At 71.1% G+C, this 17392-nt stretch carries 15 protein-coding genes and 1 riboswitch; of the genes, 3 read left to right on the top strand and 12 right to left on the bottom strand.

Annotated features, from left to right (window positions below; translation table 11 throughout):
• Position 1 precedes the first annotated feature (1 nt).
• Together ACFY3I_RS13180 and ACFY3I_RS13175 are read right to left on the bottom strand one after the other, a co-directional pair.
• Positions 2-1585, bottom strand: coding sequence for a GMC oxidoreductase (locus ACFY3I_RS13180; protein ID WP_390860892.1), 1584 nt, complete (start codon positions 1583-1585; stop codon positions 2-4).
• A gap of 124 nt (positions 1586-1709) precedes the next feature.
• Positions 1710-2852: a glycosyltransferase family 4 protein gene (locus ACFY3I_RS13175; RefSeq protein WP_390860628.1), complete on the bottom strand. Its 1143-nt coding sequence runs from the start codon at positions 2850-2852 to the stop codon at positions 1710-1712.
• Positions 2853-2961: 109 nt separating this feature from the next.
• Here ACFY3I_RS13175 and ACFY3I_RS13170 point away from each other — a divergent pair, with 109 nt between their 5' ends.
• On the top strand, positions 2962-4230 hold the full coding sequence (locus ACFY3I_RS13170) for a glycosyltransferase 87 family protein (protein WP_390860627.1): 1269 nt from the start codon (positions 2962-2964) through the stop codon (positions 4228-4230).
• Here the strand turns inward: ACFY3I_RS13170 and ACFY3I_RS13165 are convergent.
• The 5 genes from ACFY3I_RS13165 to ACFY3I_RS13145 all read right to left on the bottom strand — a co-directional run bounded on the left by ACFY3I_RS13165 (position 4184) and on the right by ACFY3I_RS13145 (position 9561).
• Positions 4184-5380 carry a hypothetical protein gene (locus tag ACFY3I_RS13165; RefSeq protein WP_390860626.1) on the bottom strand — a complete coding sequence of 399 codons (1197 nt, stop codon included), beginning with the start codon at positions 5378-5380 and terminating at the stop codon, positions 4184-4186. The two genes, ACFY3I_RS13170 and ACFY3I_RS13165, sit on opposite strands and share 47 nt — an antisense overlap.
• Positions 5381-5410: 30 nt before the next feature.
• The gene (locus ACFY3I_RS13160; protein WP_390860625.1) at positions 5411-6427 is read right to left on the bottom strand and encodes an NlpC/P60 family protein; all 1017 of its coding nucleotides are present in this window, start codon (positions 6425-6427) and stop codon (positions 5411-5413) included.
• A 265-nt stretch (positions 6428-6692) separates the two neighbouring features.
• Complete coding sequence (locus ACFY3I_RS13155; RefSeq protein ID WP_390860624.1) at positions 6693-7727, bottom strand: NlpC/P60 family protein; 1035 nt, start codon at positions 7725-7727, stop codon at positions 6693-6695.
• Between the two features lie 210 nt (positions 7728-7937).
• A complete protein-coding gene (locus tag ACFY3I_RS13150) occupies positions 7938-9281 on the bottom strand; it encodes an NYN domain-containing protein (protein ID WP_390860623.1) in 1344 nt (447 codons plus the stop codon).
• A gap of 40 nt (positions 9282-9321) precedes the next feature.
• Complete coding sequence (locus ACFY3I_RS13145) at positions 9322-9561, bottom strand: hypothetical protein (protein WP_009309707.1); 240 nt, start codon at positions 9559-9561, stop codon at positions 9322-9324.
• 152 nt (positions 9562-9713) lie between these two features.
• Here ACFY3I_RS13145 and ACFY3I_RS13140 point away from each other — a divergent pair, with 152 nt between their 5' ends.
• Positions 9714-10457, top strand: coding sequence for a rhomboid family intramembrane serine protease (locus ACFY3I_RS13140; RefSeq protein WP_365295566.1), 744 nt, complete (start codon positions 9714-9716; stop codon positions 10455-10457).
• Positions 10454-10735, top strand: a complete 282-nt coding sequence (locus tag ACFY3I_RS13135) for an Lrp/AsnC ligand binding domain-containing protein (protein ID WP_365295521.1) — start codon at positions 10454-10456, stop codon at positions 10733-10735. Before ACFY3I_RS13140 ends, ACFY3I_RS13135 begins: the two co-directional genes overlap by 4 nt.
• 135 nt (positions 10736-10870) lie before the next feature.
• On the opposite strand, the gene ACFY3I_RS13130 is transcribed toward ACFY3I_RS13135, so the two are convergent.
• From ACFY3I_RS13130 to ACFY3I_RS13110, 5 genes are all read right to left on the bottom strand, one after another.
• Positions 10871-12247: an aminotransferase class V-fold PLP-dependent enzyme gene (locus ACFY3I_RS13130; RefSeq protein WP_390860622.1), complete on the bottom strand. Its 1377-nt coding sequence runs from the start codon at positions 12245-12247 to the stop codon at positions 10871-10873.
• A gap of 144 nt (positions 12248-12391) precedes the next feature.
• Positions 12392-12508, bottom strand: a riboswitch (SAM riboswitch).
• A gap of 152 nt (positions 12509-12660) precedes the next feature.
• Positions 12661-13725: an anthranilate phosphoribosyltransferase gene (gene trpD, locus ACFY3I_RS13125; RefSeq protein WP_365295525.1), complete on the bottom strand. Its 1065-nt coding sequence runs from the start codon at positions 13723-13725 to the stop codon at positions 12661-12663.
• Positions 13726-13858: 133 nt separating this feature from the next.
• Positions 13859-15496 (bottom strand): cytochrome bc complex cytochrome b subunit, encoded by a 1638-nt coding sequence (locus tag ACFY3I_RS13120; RefSeq protein ID WP_390860621.1) that lies wholly within the window; start codon positions 15494-15496, stop codon positions 13859-13861.
• Positions 15493-16551 (bottom strand): Rieske 2Fe-2S domain-containing protein, encoded by a 1059-nt coding sequence (locus ACFY3I_RS13115; protein ID WP_365295529.1) that lies wholly within the window; start codon positions 16549-16551, stop codon positions 15493-15495. The genes ACFY3I_RS13120 and ACFY3I_RS13115 overlap by 4 nt, the downstream gene beginning before the upstream one ends.
• Positions 16548-17360, bottom strand: a complete 813-nt coding sequence (locus tag ACFY3I_RS13110; protein WP_365295531.1) for a cytochrome c — start codon at positions 17358-17360, stop codon at positions 16548-16550. The genes ACFY3I_RS13115 and ACFY3I_RS13110 overlap by 4 nt, the downstream gene beginning before the upstream one ends.
• Between the last annotated feature and the right edge of the window lie 32 nt (positions 17361-17392).

The raw sequence follows: 17392 nt of genomic DNA, 5'->3' as shown, positions 1-17392 counted from the left end.
GTCACATGTCCTCGGCGAGGACCCGTTCCATCGTCCGCTCGGCGAGCGCCGTGATGGTCACGAACGGGTTCACGCCGATGTTCCCGGGCACCAGGGAGCCGTCCGTGACGTACAGCTTCTGATACCCCTTCACCCGGCCCCAGTCGTCGGTCGCCCGGCCCAGCACGCAGCCGCCCAGCGGGTGGTAGCAGAAGTCGTCCGCGAACACCTTGCTCGACGAGCCGAACAGGTCGTAGCGGTAGATCGTCGCGTTGGCCAGGTTGATCCGGTCGAACAGCTTCTTGGCCATGGCGACCGAGACCGCGCTCTGCGCCGCGGTCCAGCCGAGCTTCACCCCGTCGCTCGCGGAGTCGTAGGTGAAGGACGCCCGTTGCGGGTTCTTGGTGATGGCCAGGTAGAGGCTGACCCAGGTCTCGAACCCGATGGGCAGCGGGGCGATCTCCGCGAAGACCGGGTTGGCGGTGTTGGCCCAGTCGTCGATGCCCATCACCGGCATGGTCGCCTGGTTGGCGCCGGTGGTGTCCCAGATGTGGTTGGCGCGTCCGACCATGGTGTTGCCGTTGGTGCTCCAGCCGCCGCCGACGCTGGGGTCGAGCGCGGGCAGCGCCCCGGTGTCCCGGGCGCGCACCAGCAGTTCGCTGGTGCCGAGGCTGCCGCCGCCGAGGAACAGGTAGGCGCAGTTGTACTGCTTGTGCTCGACGACCGCGCCGGTCACGTCGATCCGGTCGACGCCGAGCAGCCAGCTGCCGTCGCCCGCCCGGCTGATGGACCGCACCTTCTCCATGGTGTGGATGGTGAGGTTGCCGGTGCCGAGGGCGGCGGCGAGATAGGTCTTGTCGAGGCTCTTCTTGCCGTGGTTGTTGCCGTAGATGACCTCCTGGGCGAGCGCGGACTTCGTGGCGGTGCCGGCGGCCTCCTGCTGCATGTACCCGAAGTCGTAGACGTTGGGGACGAACGTGGTCCTGAGCCCGGTGTTGGCGGCGGCCTTCCTGGAGGTCCGGGTGAACCGGTACCACTCGGTCGACTCGAACCAGGCGGGGTCGACGGTGTTGACGCCGAGCATGGCGCGGGCGCGCGGGTAGTACGTGTTGTACATCGCGCTCGCGTCCACGGTCGGGAACTGCTCGCTGAAGTACGACTGGAGCGGGGTGACCGCCATCCCTCCGTTGACCAGCGAGCCGCCGCCGACGCCGCGCCCGACGTAGACGGACATGTTGTCGTAGTGCACCCGGTCCAGGACGCCGGGGTAGGGGGTGATGTCCTTGTTGACGACGTCCAGCCAGAGGAAGCTGGCGAGCGGGGCCTCCGTGCGGGTCTTGAACCACATGGACCGCTTGTCCGGGGTGGCGGTGGAGCAGAAGACCCTGCCGTCGGAGCCGGCCGTGTTCCACAGCTGCCCCATCTCGATCATCAGGGTCCGCACCCCGGCCTGTCCGAGCCGGAGCGCGGCCACGGCCCCGCCGTACCCGGAACCGACCACGATCGCGGGCGCGTTGTCGACGGCGGCCGCCTCCTCGGCGGCCTGCGCCGACTGGAGTCCGATGCGGGTGAGACCGGCCGCGGCGGCGGTCTGGAGGGCGATCATGCCCAGGATGTGACGTCTCGTCAGCTGACGCTGCATCAGTTTTGCTGTCATGCGCGCAGCATGTGCGGATTTTCCGGTTCCGCCTAGAGCCGCGGCACGGTTGGTGACAACGCGCCCCCGCCCGCTACAGCAGGGCCCTCAGCCGCTCCGCCAGGAGATCCCACCGCCACCGCTCCTCGACCCACGCCCGGCCCCGCTCGCCCATCCGCCGCCGCAGCTCCGGGTCCCCCAGCAGCACGACGATCCGCTCGGCGGTCTCCTCCACCGAGCCGCCCCGCACCACCCACCCGGTCTCCCCGTCGAGCACCGCGTCCGGCGCCCCGCCGGAGTCCCCGGCCACCACGGGCAGCCCGGTGGCCGAAGCCTCCAGGTAGACGATCCCGAGCCCCTCCACGTCCAGTCCGCCGCGCCGGGTCCGGCAGGGCATCGCGAAGACGTCACCGGCGCCGTAGTGCGCGGGGAGCTCGGCCCACGGCACCGCCCCGGTGAACCGCACGGACGCCTCGACGCCCGTCTCCCTGGCCAGCCGCCGCAGCTCCTTCCCGTACGGGCCGCCGCCCACGACCAGCAGGACCGCGTCCGGCTGGGCGGCCAGGATCAGCGGCATCGCGAGGATCAGCGTGTCCTGTCCCTTGCGCGGCACCAGCCGGGACACGCACACGACCACCGGCCGGTCGCTCAGCCCCAGCCGGGCCCGCACCTCCCCACCTCCGGAGCCCGGATGGAACGTCTTCTCGTCCACCCCCGGCGGCAGCTGCACCATCCGCCCCGCCGCGGCCGGACCGAGCGCGCCGGCGATCCGGGAGCGGGTGTACTCGCCCAGGTAGGTGATCGTGTCGGTCGCCTCACCGATCCGCCCGAGCAGCTGCCGGGCGGCGGGCAGCTGGGCCCAGCCCGCCTCGTGCCCGTGAGTGGTGGCGACCAGCCGCTCGGCTCCGGCCCTGCGCAGCGCCGGAGCCATCAGCCCGAGCGGGGCCGCCGCCCCGAACCACACGGAGGTGCAGCCGTGCTCCCGGAGCAGCCCGGCCGCGGTCCGGGTCGCCCCCGGCGTGGGCAGCAGCATCGTCGTACGGTCGCGTACGACGGTGAAGGGCTGCTCCGCGTCGAAGGCGGCGGTCGCCTCGACGCCCTCCCGGCTCCGCTTCCAGGTGGAGGCGTAGACGACGAGCCGCTCCGGGTCCAGCCGAAGGGCCATGTTGTGCAGGAAGGCCTGGATGCCGCCCGGCCGGGGCGGGAAGTCGTTCGTCACGACGAGGGTCTTGTGCATCGCCGCCGACCTTACCCGTACAGCGTGTTCGGCCGTGCTTCATGGCCGTCGCAGGGTCCGCGGGAGATCATGTGGCGCACCACGGGCAGGGCGACGGACAGGGGCTCGGATGGACAGGACCGGCGGGCGACGCGCCCTGGCCTCGCCGATGGCCGTCTGGGGTGTCACCCGGCTGGTGCTGCTGCTGTTCGTGCTGAAGGTGTTCGTCTTCCCGGGCGCCGACGTCACCTCGGACGTGTCGGTGATCTACCAGGGCTGGTACGACATCCTGCGGCACGGCACGTTCCCGCTGGACGACGTCACCTGGCAGTACCCGCCCGCGGCCGCCCTGGCGATCCTCGCCCCCGGTCTGCTGCCCTTCCTGGACTACCCGAGCGCCTTCTTCGTGCTGGTGTTCCTGGCCGACCTGGTGGTCCTCTGCCTCCTCCTGCACACGGGGCCCCGGCCGGGCCGCACCATGCGCGGCGCGTGGGTGTGGGTGGCCGGGGTGCCGCTGCTCGGCCCGACCGTCTACGCCCGCTACGACCTGATGGTCACCGCCGTCGCCGTGGCCGCGCTGCTCGCCGGGGCCCGGCACCCCCGCCTGACGGGCGCGCTGGCCGGTTTCGGCGCGATGGTCAAGGTGTGGCCGGCGCTGCTGCTGGTGGGCGCCTCCCCCAGAGGGGGCACCCACTGGCGGCGGGCCTGGGTGTCGGCGGCGGTCACCGCGGGCGCGGTCGGCGCGCTGTTCGCGGTGGCCATGCCCGGCGCGTTCGCGTTCCTGACCTTCCAGCGGAACCGGGGCACCGAGGTGGAGTCCCTCGGCGCGCTGGTCCTCCACATCGCCCGGCACGCCGGCTGGCACGGCGAGGTGCTGCTCAACTACGGCTCTATCGAGTTCCTCGGCCCGCACGTGAAGGCGGTCAGCACGGCGGCCCTGCTGCTCACCGCGCTCGCCTTCGGCTGGCTGCTGCTGTGGCGGCTGTCGGCGGTCCGCTTCCGCCCGCACACGCTCGCGGACGCCGCCTTCACGGCCGTCCTGATGTTCACGGTCACCAGCCGGGTGATCAGCCCGCAGTACATGGTGTGGCTGGTGGGCCTGGCCGCCGTCTGCCTCTGCTTCCGGGCCGGCCGGATGACGGTGCCGGCGGTCCTGGTCCTGTCGGCCACGGCGGTGACGGTCCTGGAGTTCCCGGTGGGTTTCTCGCACATCGTGGTGAGCGACTGGTACGGCGTCACCCTGCTGTTCGTGCGCAACGGCCTGCTGCTGGCGGCGACGGTCACGGCGGCCCGGCAGCTGTGGCGCTCCACGGCGGCCGGGGACCCGCCCGCCGCGGAGTCCGCGGGGCGGCTCACTCCCCGAGCTGACCGGTCAGGTAGTCGCGCCAGCGTGCGGTGAAGTCGGACAGGGTGGTGCCGAGTTCCTCGCGCAGCGCGTCCTCGACGGCGCCGGACCGGCCCTGGTGGGCGCCGACCGCCCGGTAGAAGGCGCCGAGCCGTTCCTCGCCCCAGTGGGCGGCGATCATCCGGCAGGCCAGCCAGCCGCCCTCGTAGGCCTCGGCCAGCTTGGTGGGGTCGTCGGTGAAACCGAAGTCCCGGTCCACCGGGAGGTTCTCGGGAGGAGACCCGTCCGCCACGGCGCGGGCCAGCTCGGGCGCGGCCTCGGCGGGTGTGCGGCCGGTGTCCAGGTAGCCGATCCAGTCCGCGTACCCCTCGGAGAGCCAGAGCGGGGTGGCGGCGGAGGTGTGGGCGCGGGTGGCGACGTGGGTCGTCTCGTGGGTGAGGACGACCTGCTTGCCGACCGAGCCGAGGACGGCGTAGGCCTCCGGGTTGAGGATGACCCGGTCCGCCGGGGTCAGGCCGGAGCCGCCCGCCTCGCCGGTGGTGACGGCGGCGATGCCCCGGTAGTTGGAGGCGGGGGCGCCCAGCAGGCCCGCCATGCCGTTCAGCGACCTGGGGACGAGCAGGACCACCCGCCGGGTCCAGTCGGTGCCCCAGGCCTTGGAGACCGCGGGCACGGCGGTGTCGGCGAGCCCGGCGTAGCCCCGCAGGGCGTCCCTGCTCTGGCCGACGCCGAGCACCAGGCTGTGCGCGCCCGTGACCGCCGTCACCGTGCCCTGGTCCCACAGCTGCTGTCCGGCCTTTCGGGCGGGCCGGTCGGCGGTGACGTACCAGTGGCCGTCGGCGGTGCGGCTGAGGGTCAGGGCGCGGTCGGTGGTGACCGGGGCCCGGTCGTAGCCCTGGACGCGGTAGCTGAGCCGGGCCTCGGCGGTGGCCGCGGTGCCGTCCCGGTGCAGGGCGGTCAGCCGGTAGCTCCAGTCCGCGAGGGGGACGGCCCGCAGGTTCGCGTACGAGGTCCGGGTGCCGGTCTCGGTGTAGGCCCGTTCGTCATGGCCGAGGACGGCGGCCGCGCGCCGGTCCAGGACCTGCTGGACCTCGGCCATCGCCGACCCGGTCGCCGCCTGCCCGCCGCCGCATCCCGTCAGCGGCAGGAGCAGCAGACACAGTCCCGCCGCTCCTGAACGCCACGTCCGTCTGCCACCAGCCACTTTCCGATCGTACGGGCCGGGGCCCGCGCGTCAGGGCCGGGTGACCGAGGAGATGGGCATCATCCCGACCGGGTCGTAGCGGACCGGGGCGCCCGGGTAGGGGGCGTGGATGACCTGTCCGTTGCCGACGTACATCCCCACATGGCTGGCGTCGGAACGGTAGACCACCAGGTCACCGGGTTGCGCCTGGGAGAGCGGGACCTGGTGGCCGGCGTGCCGCTGCTCCTGCGAGGTGCGTGGCAGGTGGATGCCGGCGTGCGCGTACGACCACTGCATCAGGCCCGAGCAGTCGAAGCCGGTGGGACCGCTGGCACCCCACACGTACGGCCTGCCGAGGGCGGCGCGGGCGGCGGCCACCGCGGCGGCGGCGCGGCCGTCGGGGGCGGTGGCGCCGGAGAGGTCGGGCAGGGCGGCGCGGTCGTCGCCCCGGGAGGCGTGCGCGAAGGCGGCACGGTCGGCGGCGGGCAGCGTGGCGAGCAGCCGCCGGGCGGAGGCGAGCTTCCGCTCCACGGTGGCCTTGTGGGAGGCGACCGCCCTGCGGCTGCGCTCCAGCTCGGTGAGTTTGCCGGCGGCCTCGCTGCGCTCCTGGGAGAGCTCGCGCAGCGCTTCCTGGAGTTCCCTGAGCCGGTCGGCCTGGCGGACGTCGATGCGGTCGATCAGGGACGCCCGGTCGAGGTAGTCCTCGGGGTCCTCGGAGAACAGCAGGGCGACGGTGGGGTCGACGCCGCCCGAGCGGTACTGGGCGCCGGCCAGCGAGCCGAGCGCGTCCCGCATGGTGTTGACGCTCTGCTGGCGGCGGGCGATGCGGTCCTGGGCGTCGTTCACCTCGCGGCGCAGCGCGCCGGCCCGTTCACCGGCCTTGTTGTAGGCCTCGGTCGCCTCCTCGGCCTGCTGGTACAGCCGGTCCACCTCGGCGCGGGTGTGCCCGCGCGGTGCCGCGCTCGCGGGTACGGCGCCGAGCGCGGCTGCCGCGGCCGACAGCGCGCAGAGGGCGGCACCGGCGCCCCGGTTGAACCCGGACGGTGCGAGACGGCGGTGAAACCCCACGGTGGTCCTTCTGCCGGCGGACGGATACCGCTCCCTCCGGTGCCGGGGACGGGGATGCCCCGCACCGGAGGAAACGCGGCAGACAGTAGCCGTGCGACCACACCCCGGCCAAAGACCCCGGCGGCCACGCAACGTGACACGCCCCGCCGCTGACGCAGGTCACCGGCGGGGCGTGGAGTCATCCTCGGTTGTCGGGATTCGCCCGTTCGGGCGCCCGCGGGACCCGGGTCCTGGGCCGTACGGGTGTCGCCGTGACCCGCTGGGGTCAGATCCGGACGCCGAACTCGAACGTCATGTCGCCGATCGCCTCGTAGCGCACCGAGGCGCCGGTGTGCGGGGCGTGCAGCACCTGGCCGCCGCCCGCGTAGAGGCCGACGTGGTGGTAGTCGCCGTAGAAGATCACCAGGTCGCCGACCTTGAGGTCGCTCTGGCTGTAGATGCGGGTACCCGCGTTGGCCTGCGCCTCGGAGGTGCGCGGGATGGTGACCCCGGCCTGGGCGTAGGCCCAGGAGGTCAGGCCCGAGCAGTCGAAGGAGGACGGTCCGGAGGCGCCGTAGACGTACGGGGTACCGATCACGGACTGGGCGGCGGAGAACGCGGCGGCGGCGCGGCCGGAGGCGGAGCCGGTGTTGCCGAGGTCCACCCGGGAGGAGGCGCGGCTCGCGGCCTGCGCCTGCTCGGCGTCCAGGGCCGCCTTCTCCTTGGCCGTCAGGGTGTTGAGGATCTTCTGCGCGTCGGCGAGCTTCGACTGGACGGCGCTCTTCTGCTTCGCCAGCTCGGTGCGGGTGGCGGAGAGGTCCTTGAGCTTCTCCGTCGCCTCTGCCCGCTCCTGGGCCAGTTCGCGCTGTTTGTCCTGAATCTTCTTCAGGGCCTCGACCTGCTGGCCGCTCAACTGGTCGAGCGTGGAGGCCTTGTCGAGGTAGTCGTCCGGGTCGGACGAGAGGAAGAGCTGGACCGAAGGGTCTATGCCCCCGGTGCGGTACTGCGCGGTGGCCATCGAACCGAGACCGTCCCGCAGCTTGTTCAGGTCCTCCTGCCCACGAGCCACGTTGTCCTGGATCGTGGATATTTCCTTCTGCAGCTTCTGCTGCTTGTCCTTGGCCCCGTCCAGCTTCTCGGTGGCCTGCTCGGCCTCCTCGTAGAGCTTGTCGACCTTCGCCTTGACCTCGTCCTTGCTCAGCTTCTCGCTGGGCGCCGCGTTGGCGGCGTTGGCACTGAGGACGACAGCAGCGGCGGCTGCGGTGGTCAGTACGGTCACGCGCGCGCGACTCGGCTGCTTGGGTCGACGATGGGACGCCACGGAGACGGGCTCCTTCGTTTGAGTGATCACCCGTGTGGAGGTTCGAGGCCTGACCCTAGTGACCTCCCTGTGATCAGTTCAAACCCAACAGCGAAAAAACTGGTCACGCGACGCACTCTTTGCACATAACTCACGTGCCGTGTTGCTCGATTGACGCTACGTTGCGTGACGGTTCGGTCAATTCGGGCATTGCATATGTCCGTTGAATGTTCAGGACAGTCGCTTCAGAAGCATCGCAGAAGCCACCGGACGGGCACCCGCCTTCGCGACCCCGTCGGCGACCTCGCGGTCGGTCGAGGCGACGATCACCGGACGGCCCGGCGGCTCGGCGCGCACCAGCTGACGGATCACCTCGTCCGCGGTGACACCGGGCTTGGAGAAGAGGACCCTGACCCCGCGGGGCGGGGCTAGCAGCACCGGCGCGGCCAGTTCGGCGCCGTCGAAGACGCAGGTGACCTCGGCGCCGGTCTGCGCCGCGAGCTGGGAGAGCTGGCCGAGCAGCCGCAGCCGCTGCTTCTCCAGCGGCATCTGCGGATAGCCGGTCTTGGTCACGTTGTAGCCGTCGACCACCAGGTGCGCCTGCGGCAGCGCGAGCAGCTGGTCGAGGATGGCCGGGTCGTTCTCGGAGAGCGCGCGCGCCGCGATGTCCTTCGGGGTCATCCGTCCCGGTTCGACCGCGTCCACGGTCTCGGCGGGCCGCACCGACACCGGTGGCAGCGCCAGTTCGCGGCGCAGTCCCTGGGCCGCGTCCAGCACCGTGTCGAGCAGCAGCCGCACCCGCATGTCCTCGACGCTGCGCCCCTCGCGGGCGGCCCGGCGGCTCGCCTCCAGGGCCGCCTCGACCTCGCCGAGCCGGGCCTTGAGGCGCCGGCCCTCGCTCTCGGCGGCGGACACCTGGGCCTGCCCCTCGGCGCGCACCGACTCCATCTCGGCGTGCGTCTTGCGCAGCGCGGCCTCACCGCGCTTGACGTCACTGTGGGCGGCGCGCAGCTTGCGGTGCAGCGATTCCGCTTCCTTCCTCGCCGACTCCAGCTCGGCGCGCAGCCGCTCGGTCTCGGCGCGGGTCTGCGCCCGCGCGCGGTCGAGCTCCTCACGCAGCCGCTCCAGCTCGGCCCGGCTCTCCTCGTCGGCACGCTCGGCGTCGGCCCGCTGGGCCTCCTCGCCGGCCGCCGCCACCAGCTTCACCCAGCCCGTGGGACGCAGTACGTAGGCCGCGGCCGCCACGTCGAGCGGGTCCGCGGCCGGGGGCGGGGAGCCGGAGTCGAGGGCGCCGGTGAGTTCCGGCTGGGCCTCTCTGAGCTTCTCCCCGATCCGCTGCCGGAAGAGGGTGTCCGTCTCCAGCGCGGTCGCCATGGCGTTCCCGGCGAACTTGGCCCGCCGGTTCGCCGCGAATCTGGCGTACTGCCTCAGCTGGGCGGGCAGTTCGGCCACGGTCAGCCCGCCGAAGCCGTCCGACACGATCTGCACGACACGCCGTCGCACGCCGTCGGGCAACGGACGGTCAAGCACCTCGGCGGTGCCGTCGCCCGGCCCCCCGCCTGTGGTCTCCACCATCCGTCACACCCCATCACCTGTACGGGGCCGACTCCCTCTCTCAGGAGTCGGCACCCGGCCTGTCCACCAGTTCCACCTGATCCACCGCGTTGCACCAGCGGCAGCGCACCGACTCGATGGTCTCACTGACCACCTCGCGCTCCTCGACCTTGGGCTCACCGGCCAGGTCGAGGTGCACGTACTCCACGACCTTCGACGAGCGGGTCACGTCGAACCGCGTGAGGTTGCCACAGAGGGTGCAGCGCCACCGCGTCGTGGCGGTCGGCAGGGGAACCGTCATCGTGACTGTTCGCTTCCTTCTAGTGTCCGTGACGCGCCGTCCCGACGCGTGTGGCTCGTTACCCTACGGCCTGGCGAGTACTCGACGCCGCCCTGTTCGCGGCGGCGAGGCGATCTGCACCGGTGCGTCCGGTTACGCCATGCTCTATGTCCATGATCGGCAACTGGAACCCGACGGCGGTGCGGACCCTGCGGAGCCTCAGGGGGACGTCGGCCCCCATGACGTACGCCCTGATCGCCGTGTGCTGCCTGATCTTCCTGCTCGGCCCGGCGTCCGGCTTCAATCACTCCTACGGCACCGGGGACGCCCTGGCGGCCGCCCAGCGCGCGTACTTCCGGCGCTGGGGAGTGGTCCCGGCCGACCTGTTCGACGGACCCGCGCGGGAGGTGCTGACCCCGGCGACGGCACTGTTCATCCACGGCAGCTGGGTGCACCTCCTCGGCAACATGCTCTTCCTCTTCGTCTTCGGGGTGATGACCGAGGAACGGATGGGCCGCGTGGAGTTCACCCTCTTCTACATCGGCTGCGGCTATCTGGCGCTGCTCGGCTACGCGGCGGCCAACAGCACGTCCCAGCAGTCGCTGGTGGGGGCCTCCGGGGCGATCTCGGCGGTCCTCGGAGCGTTCCTGTACCTGTTCCCCAACGCCCGCGTGACCAGTCTCCTGCCGTTCCTGTTCTTCCTGCCGCTCCGCTTCCCGGCCTGGGTGGTGCTCCCGTTCTGGGTGGCCCTGCAGTGGTTCGCCCTGAACCAGGCGCCCGCCGGCCCCGGCGTGGCCTACCTCGCCCACCTGGTCGGCTTCGGCCTCGGCATCGGCTACGCGTGGGTGCGGTACCGCCGTGGGACTAAAGTGAAGGCCGCACCGGCCCCGGCACCCGAGGGAGAGAACCAGCCGTGATCACCGCGATCGTCCTCATCAAGACCAGCGTGGACCGGATCCCCGAGATCGCGGAACAGATCGCCGCGCTGGACAGCGTCAGCGAGGTCTTCTCCGTCACCGGGACGTACGACCTCATCGCCATGGTCCGGGTACGCGACCACGAGGACCTGGCCGAGGTGATCCCGGGCCGGATCAGCAAGATCCCGGGCGTGGAGGGCACGGACACGCACGTCGCGTTCCGCACGTACTCCCAGCACGACCTGGAGGCGGCGTTCGCGATCGGCCTGGACAGCTAGTAAACGCCGCCGACCGCAGCGCCCCCAAGGGGCGCGGGGAACTGCGCGACGAGCCCCCACCGGCCCGCAGGGTGGTCCACCGCGGGTGCATCGTGGCTGAGCACGCAGTTCCCCGCGCCCCTGACGGGGCGCTGATCACACCGCCGGGACGCAGCGGCCGTCCTCCGTGCGGTACGTCCACTTGGCGCCGTCGGCCACCAGCTCCCGTACCGCCGTCACGAACCGCTCCACGTGCTCGTCCGGCGTTCCCGCCCCGAAGCTCACCCTGATCGCGTTCAGGGACTTCTCGCCCGGTGCCGTCTCCGGCGCCCCGCACTCGCCCTGGGTCTCGGGGTCGGTGCCCAGCAGGGTCCGCACCAGCGGGTGGGCGCAGAAGAGGCCGTCGCGGACGCCGATGCCGTACTCCGCGGACAGGGCCGCCGCGAAGTGCGAGCTGTTCCAGCCCTCCACGACGAAGGAGAGCACGCCCACCCGCGGGGCGTCGTCGCCGAAGAGGGAAAGCACCCGGACCTCGGGGACCCCGGCGAGGCCCGCCCGCACCTTCTCGATCAGGTGCCGCTCGCGGGCGACCAGCGTGTCGAAGCCCGCCTCGGTCAGCGCCCTGCAGGCCGCGGCGATCGAGTAGGCGCCGATGACGTTCGGGGAGCCCGCCTCGTGGCGCGCGGCGCTCTCGTGCCACTCCACGGCCACTCCCCCGTCCTCGCGCCGGGTGACCTTGCGGCTGGCGCCGCCGCCCGCGAGGTACGGCTCGGCCGCCCGCAGCCAGTCGGCGCGGCCGGCCAGGACACCGGAGCCGAAGGGGGCGTACAGCTTGTGGCCGGAGAAGGCGATCCAGTCGACGTCCAGGTCGCGGACGCTGACCGGGTGGTGCGGGGCCAGTTGGGCCGCGTCCAGGACGATCCGGGCGCCGTGCGCGTGCGCGGCGGCGGCCAGCTCGCGCACCGGCCACAGTTCGCCGGTGACGTTGGAGGCGCCGGTGACGCAGACCAGGGCCGGGCCGTGGCCCCCTTCGGCGGACTCCGTACGGGCGGCGAGGGCCTTCTCCAGGGTCTCGACGGCCTGGTGCGGGGTGCGCGGGGCGTCGAGGTAGCTGACCCGCGCGCCCTGCCAGGGCAGCAGGCTCGCGTGGTGCTCGGTCTCGAAGACGAAGACCTGGCAGTCGGCGGGGAGCGCGCGGGCCAGGAGGTTCAGGGAGTCGGTCGTCGAGCGGGTGAAGACCAGTTGGTCGTCGGGGCGGCAGTCGAGGAACTCGGCGACGGTACGGCGGGCGTTCTCGAAGAGGTCCGTGGAGAGCTGGGAGAGGTAGCCGGCGCCGCGGTGGACGCTGCCGTAGTAGGGCGCGTACGCCGCCACGTCGTCCCAGACCCGCTGGAGCGCGGGGGCGCTGGCCGCGTAGTCGAGGGCGGCGTAGGTGACCTCGCCGCCGGTGACGAGCGGCACGGTGACATCTCGCCCCAGAACGGGCAGCGGGGCACAAACCGAAGGGGCGGAGGCAACGGTGGAGACGGACATGGCGGAACTCCCGTGAGAGGAAGGAGAAAGGTGAAAAGGGGTGCGCGGAAGGGGGGCTCGACGCCCTAGCGCATTCGGTTGCTCACGGGAGACTCCCTCGGTGACCAGGATCCCTGGACCGTGCTCATCGGGATGAGCGTGAGGGATCCGCGCTTGCCGCAGACCTCGCTGCCTGCGGCCTGGTCTTCACCCGGGGCACCCCGCCACGGACGGAGGGTTGCCGGACAGTCGGCCGGGGCCTCATGACTGTCACTCATGACCTGCGAAGAAACGTAGGGGAAGTGATCGCAGCCCCGCAACTCCTGTCCGGATGACGGGACGCGACCGGGGCAGACGAACAGCCCGGCACCGCCGAGAAGGCCGTGCCGGGCTGAACGCCGTAGCGGTGGAGGGGGTTGCTCCCGCGCGGCCCCCTACCGGTTGGTCGCCGCCGCCCAGCGCTCCAGCACCCGCTTGGCCGCGCCCGAGTCGATCGACTCCGCCGCCCGGTCCATGCCGGCCCGGATCTGCTCGGCCAGCGTCCCGGTGCCCGGGTCGAGGGCCACCAGCGCCGCCGCCGAGTTGAGGACGACCGCGTCCCGCACCGGACCCCGCTCGCCGTCCAGGAGCCTGCGGGCGACCTCCGCGTTGTACGAGGGGTCGCCGCCGCGGAGCGCCTCCACGGGAACCAGGTCGATACCGACGTCACGGGGGTCGAAGGTCGTCTCCGTGACCGTGCCGTCCCGGACGATCCAGACCCGGGACGTCGCGGTGGTCGTCAGTTCGTCGAGGCCGTCGTCGCCGCGGAAGACCAGCGAGGAGTTGCCGCGCTCGGCGAAGACGCCCGCGACGACCGGCGCCATGCGGGGATCCGCGACGCCGACCGCCTGGGCCCGCACCTGTGCGGGGTTGGTCAGCGGGCCGAGGATGTTGAACACCGTGCGGATGCCGAGCTGGCCGCGGGCCGCACCGGCATGGCGCAGCGCCGGGTGGAACTTGACCGCGAAGCAGAAGGTGATGCCGGCCTCCTCGGCTACCTCGGCGACCCGGCGCGGGGTCAGGTCGAGGTTGACGCCGAGCTTCTCCAGCACGTCCGAGGCGCCGGACGCGGAGGACGCGGCCCGGTTGCCGTGCTTGACCACCTTCGCCCCGGTGCCGGCCACCACCAGCGCCGACATCGTGGAGATGTTCACCGTCTTGGCGCCGTCGCCGCCGGTACCGACGATGTCGACCGTGCGGCCCGGCACCTCGATGACGTTGGCGTGCGCGTACATCGTGCGGACCAGGCCGTTGATCTCGTCGACCGTCTCGCCCTTCGCCCGCAGGGCGACGACGAAGCCGGCGATCTGGGCGTCGGTCGCCTGGCCGCGCATGATCTGGTCCATGGCCCAGGCGGTGGCGTCGGCGCTCTGGTCCTGGCCGTACAGCAGCGCGTTCAGCACCCCGGGCCAGGAACGGCCCGCCGCGGTGTCGCCTCCAGCGGGGGTCACAGCGCTCATGGGGCCGCTCCTGATCGTCGTACGGGGGAAAGGGATTCCTCGGGGCCTAGCCTATCCAGCTCCGGGGACGGCGAAGGGCCCCCGTCCGTGTCCCGGACGGGGGCCCTTCGCCGTCGTGTGGCGACGCGGTGGATCAGTGGTGGCCGTGGCCGCTCGTGATCTCCTTGTACTCCTCGACGGTGGGCTTCGGGATCTGGTTGTCCTCGCCGTAGTAGGCACCGCTCAGCTTGGCGCGGAGCTTCTCGGACCCCTTGATCTTGCGCTCGACACCGTTCTCGTCGACCCCCGCGCCGACCTGGGCCGGCTCGTACTGGTGGTGGGCCGTGAGGGTGTGCAGCTGCTCCTGGCTGAGCGGCTCGTGCACCTCGATGAACTCACCGTGCGGCAGCCGCTTGATGATGCCGGTCTCGCGACCGTGCAGCACCTTCTCGCGGTCCCGGCGCTGCAGGCCGAGGCAGATCCGCTTGGTGACGATGAACGCGATGACCGGTCCGGCGAAGAAGAAGATCCGGACGAACCAGGTGACGTCGTTGATCGACAGGTGGAAGTGGGTGGCGATGAGGTCGTTGCCACCACCGACCAGGCCGATCATGTACACGGTCACCCAGGCGACACCGAACCCGGTACGGGTCGGGGCGTTGCGCGGCCGGTCCAGGATGTGGTGCTCGCTCTTGTCGCCGGTGACCCAGGACTCGATGAACGGGTAGACCGCGATGGCCGCGAGGACCAGACCGAACAGGATCAGCGGGATGAAGACGCCCAGGACCAGGGTGTGGCCCCAGAAGTTGATCTCCCAGCCCGGCATGTAGCGGATCAGACCCTCGGCGAAGCCCATGTACCAGTCGGGCTGGGCGCCGGTGGACACCTGGTCCGGACGGTAGGGGCCGATCGCCCACACCGGGTTGATCTGGGTGGTCGCCGCGATGGCCGCGATGACACCGAAGACCAGGAAGAAGAAGCCTCCGGCCTTGGCCATGTAGACCGGCAGCAGCGGCATGCCGACGACGTTCTTCTCGGACTTTCCGGGACCCGCGAACTGCGTGTGCTTGTGGTAGAAGACCAGGATCAGGTGGCCCACCATCAGGCCGAGCATGATGCCCGGCAGCAGCAGGATGTGGATCGAGTAGAACCGCGCCACGAAGTCGTGGCCGGGGAACTCGCCGCCGAAGAGGAAGTACGAGATGTACGTGCCGACGATCGGCATCGACAGGATGGCGCCCTCGGTGAAGCGGACACCGGTGCCGGAGAGCAGGTCGTCCGGCAGCGAGTAACCGGTGAAACCGGTGAACATGCCGAGGACGAACAGCAGGAAGCCGAACAGCCAGTTGATCTCACGCGGCTTGCGGAACGCGCCCGTGAAGAACACGCGCATCATGTGCACGAACATGCCGGCGAGGAAGATCAGCGCGGCCCAGTGGTGGATCTGCCGGATGAGCAGACCACCGCGCACGTCGAAGGAGATGTGCAGGGTCGAGTTGAACGCCTCCGACATCAGCTGTCCCTGGAGCGGGACATAGCTGCCGTGGTACGTCACCTCGTTCATCGACGGGTGGAAGAACAGTGTCAGATAGACACCCGTCAGGATGATGATGATGAAGCTGTACAAGCACACTTCGCCCAACATGAACGACCAGTGGTCGGGGAAGATCTTGCGCATGTTGGACTTCGCGAGGGAGTAGATCCCGAGCCGTCCGTCGGCCCAGTCGGCGACACGCTCGCCGGCCGGTGCCTTCCCGCGCGAGCGGGTCTCGTCGTTCGTCGTAGTGCTCATCCGCGCTCCCAGAATGCAGGACCGACGGGCTCCTCGAAGTCGCCGAGCGCCTGGAGGTAGCCCTCCTCGCTCACACCGATGCGCAGCTGCGGCAGGGCGTGACCGGCCGGGCCGAAGATCACTCGGGCACCGTCGGAGAGGTCGAAGGTGGACTGGTGGCACGGGCAGAGCACGTGGTGGGTCTGCTGCTCGTACAGCGAGATCGGGCAGCCCACGTGGGTGCAGATCTTCGAGTAGGCCACGATGCCCTCGTGGGACCACTCCAGCTCGCGCTTGTCCTTGATGTTGTCCGGCTGCAGCCGGATGATCATCAGGGCCGCCTTCGCCATCACGTTCTGGAAGTCCTCCTGGGACTCCTCGACGCCCTCGGGCTTGGCGAAGGTCAGCGAGCCGACGGCGACGTCGGAGGGACGCAGCGGCTCGTTGGTGTTCATGTTGACCAGCAGCTTGCCCTTCGACCACGCCGTGTGGCGCAGGGAGGTGCCGGGCAGCGGGCCGAGGTCGCGCAGCAGCACGACGCCGGAGAGCGGGACCAGGGTCAGCGCGCCGAACATGGTGTTGCGGATCAGCTTGCGCCGGCCGAGCGCCGACTCCTTGGCGCCCTGCTTGAAGTCCGCGTGGACCTTGGCACGGACCTCGGGGCTGGCCTCGATCGGGTGCCGCTCGTCGGCGACCTCCACGTCGGACATCAGGGTGCGGGCCCAGTGGACCGCGCCCGCGCCGATGCAGAACAGCGCCACCCCGAGGGTCAGGCCCAGCGCGAAGTTCAGCGCGCTGATGTGACCGATCGGAAAGACGAAGATCGACTTTTCCTTCGGGATGGTCACGTAGGAGGCGATGAAACCGGCGGTGGCCAGCATCGACACCGTGAACAGCATCGCGACGACGCGCTCGGACCGCCGGGCGGCCCGCTCGTCGATGTCCTGGATCCGGTGCTCGTGAGGCGGCAGACCCGGATCCCCGAACGGGTCCTTCTCGTCCGCGACGCTCACGGCGCCGTGCGCGTGGCCCTGCTCAGCGGGCAGGTTCTCTTCTGGAATCTCTTGGCTACTCATGACTTCTTGGCCTTTGCGGTCCGAGCGGCGACCCAGACGGCGACGGCGATCAGGGCGCCGAGGCCGAAGATCCAGGCGAACAGACCCTCACTGACCGGCCCGAGGCCGCCCAGGTCGAGACCGCCGGGGTTCGTCGTCTTGGAGCTGTTGACCGCGTCGAGGTACGCGATGATGTCCTTCTTGTTCTTCTCGGACAGCGTCGTGTCGGGGAAGGACGGCATGTTCTGCGGGCCCGTCTGCATGGCCTCGTAGATGTGCTTCGGGTCCACGCCCTCCAGGCTCGGCGCGAACTTGCCCTTGGTCAGCGCGCCACCCGCACCCACGAAGTTGTGGCACTGCGCGCAGTTGGTGCGGAAGAGCTCACCGCCCGCGGCGATGTCGGCACCGCCCGGACCGTACTGCTCCTTGGTGGGTACCTCGGGACCGGCGCCCAGCGAGGCGATGTACGTCGCGAGCTGGTCGATCTGGGTCTGGCTGTAGATGTTCCTCTTCGCGACGACCTGCGGGCCCTGCGAGGTGGCGGCCGGCATACGGCCGGTGCCGACCTGGAAGTCCACGGCCGCGGCGCCCACGCCGACCAGGCTGGGACCGTCGGACGAGCCCTGACCGCCGGTGCCGTGACAGCTGGCACAGCCGACCGAGTAGAGCTTCTTGCCCTCCTCAATGGTCAGGGACTGGGAGGTCTCGTCGGCCTGCGCCCGGCCCGCGGGCGCGAGCGTGGCGTACAGCCCCCCAGTGGCCGCCAGCGCAAAGAGTAGGACGACGACCGCCGCCAGCGGATGGCGTCGTCGTGCGGAGAGCTTTTTCACGGATTACCCCGGTGTCAGGATCTTCTGCGTCG

The organism is Streptomyces sp. NPDC001068 (genome assembly GCF_042897315.1).
Lineage (GTDB): Bacteria > Actinomycetota > Actinomycetes > Streptomycetales > Streptomycetaceae > Streptomyces.
The sequence above is the reverse complement of the archived record's forward strand: the minus strand, read 5'-3'. Positions and strand labels throughout refer to the sequence as shown.

Excerpts from the sequence above, each read along its gene's own strand:
- trpD (WP_365295525.1), bottom strand. The coding sequence starts at position 13,725 with ATGAGCGCTGTGACCCCCGCTGGAGGCGACACCGCGGCGGGCCGTTCC.
- ACFY3I_RS13115 (WP_365295529.1), bottom strand. The coding sequence starts at position 16,551 with ATGAGTAGCCAAGAGATTCCAGAAGAGAACCTGCCCGCTGAGCAGGGC.
- ACFY3I_RS13150 (WP_390860623.1), bottom strand. The coding sequence starts at position 9,281 with ATGGTGGAGACCACAGGCGGGGGGCCGGGCGACGGCACCGCCGAGGTG.
- ACFY3I_RS13140 (WP_365295566.1), top strand. The coding sequence starts at position 9,714 with ATGATCGGCAACTGGAACCCGACGGCGGTGCGGACCCTGCGGAGCCTC.
- ACFY3I_RS13120 (WP_390860621.1), bottom strand. The coding sequence starts at position 15,496 with ATGAGCACTACGACGAACGACGAGACCCGCTCGCGCGGGAAGGCACCG.
- ACFY3I_RS13130 (WP_390860622.1), bottom strand. The coding sequence starts at position 12,247 with ATGTCCGTCTCCACCGTTGCCTCCGCCCCTTCGGTTTGTGCCCCGCTG.
- ACFY3I_RS13175 (WP_390860628.1), bottom strand. The coding sequence starts at position 2,852 with ATGCACAAGACCCTCGTCGTGACGAACGACTTCCCGCCCCGGCCGGGC.
- ACFY3I_RS13180 (WP_390860892.1), bottom strand. The coding sequence starts at position 1,585 with ATGATCGCCCTCCAGACCGCCGCCGCGGCCGGTCTCACCCGCATCGGA.
- ACFY3I_RS13145 (WP_009309707.1), bottom strand. The coding sequence starts at position 9,561 with ATGACGGTTCCCCTGCCGACCGCCACGACGCGGTGGCGCTGCACCCTC.
- ACFY3I_RS13170 (WP_390860627.1), top strand. The coding sequence starts at position 2,962 with ATGGACAGGACCGGCGGGCGACGCGCCCTGGCCTCGCCGATGGCCGTC.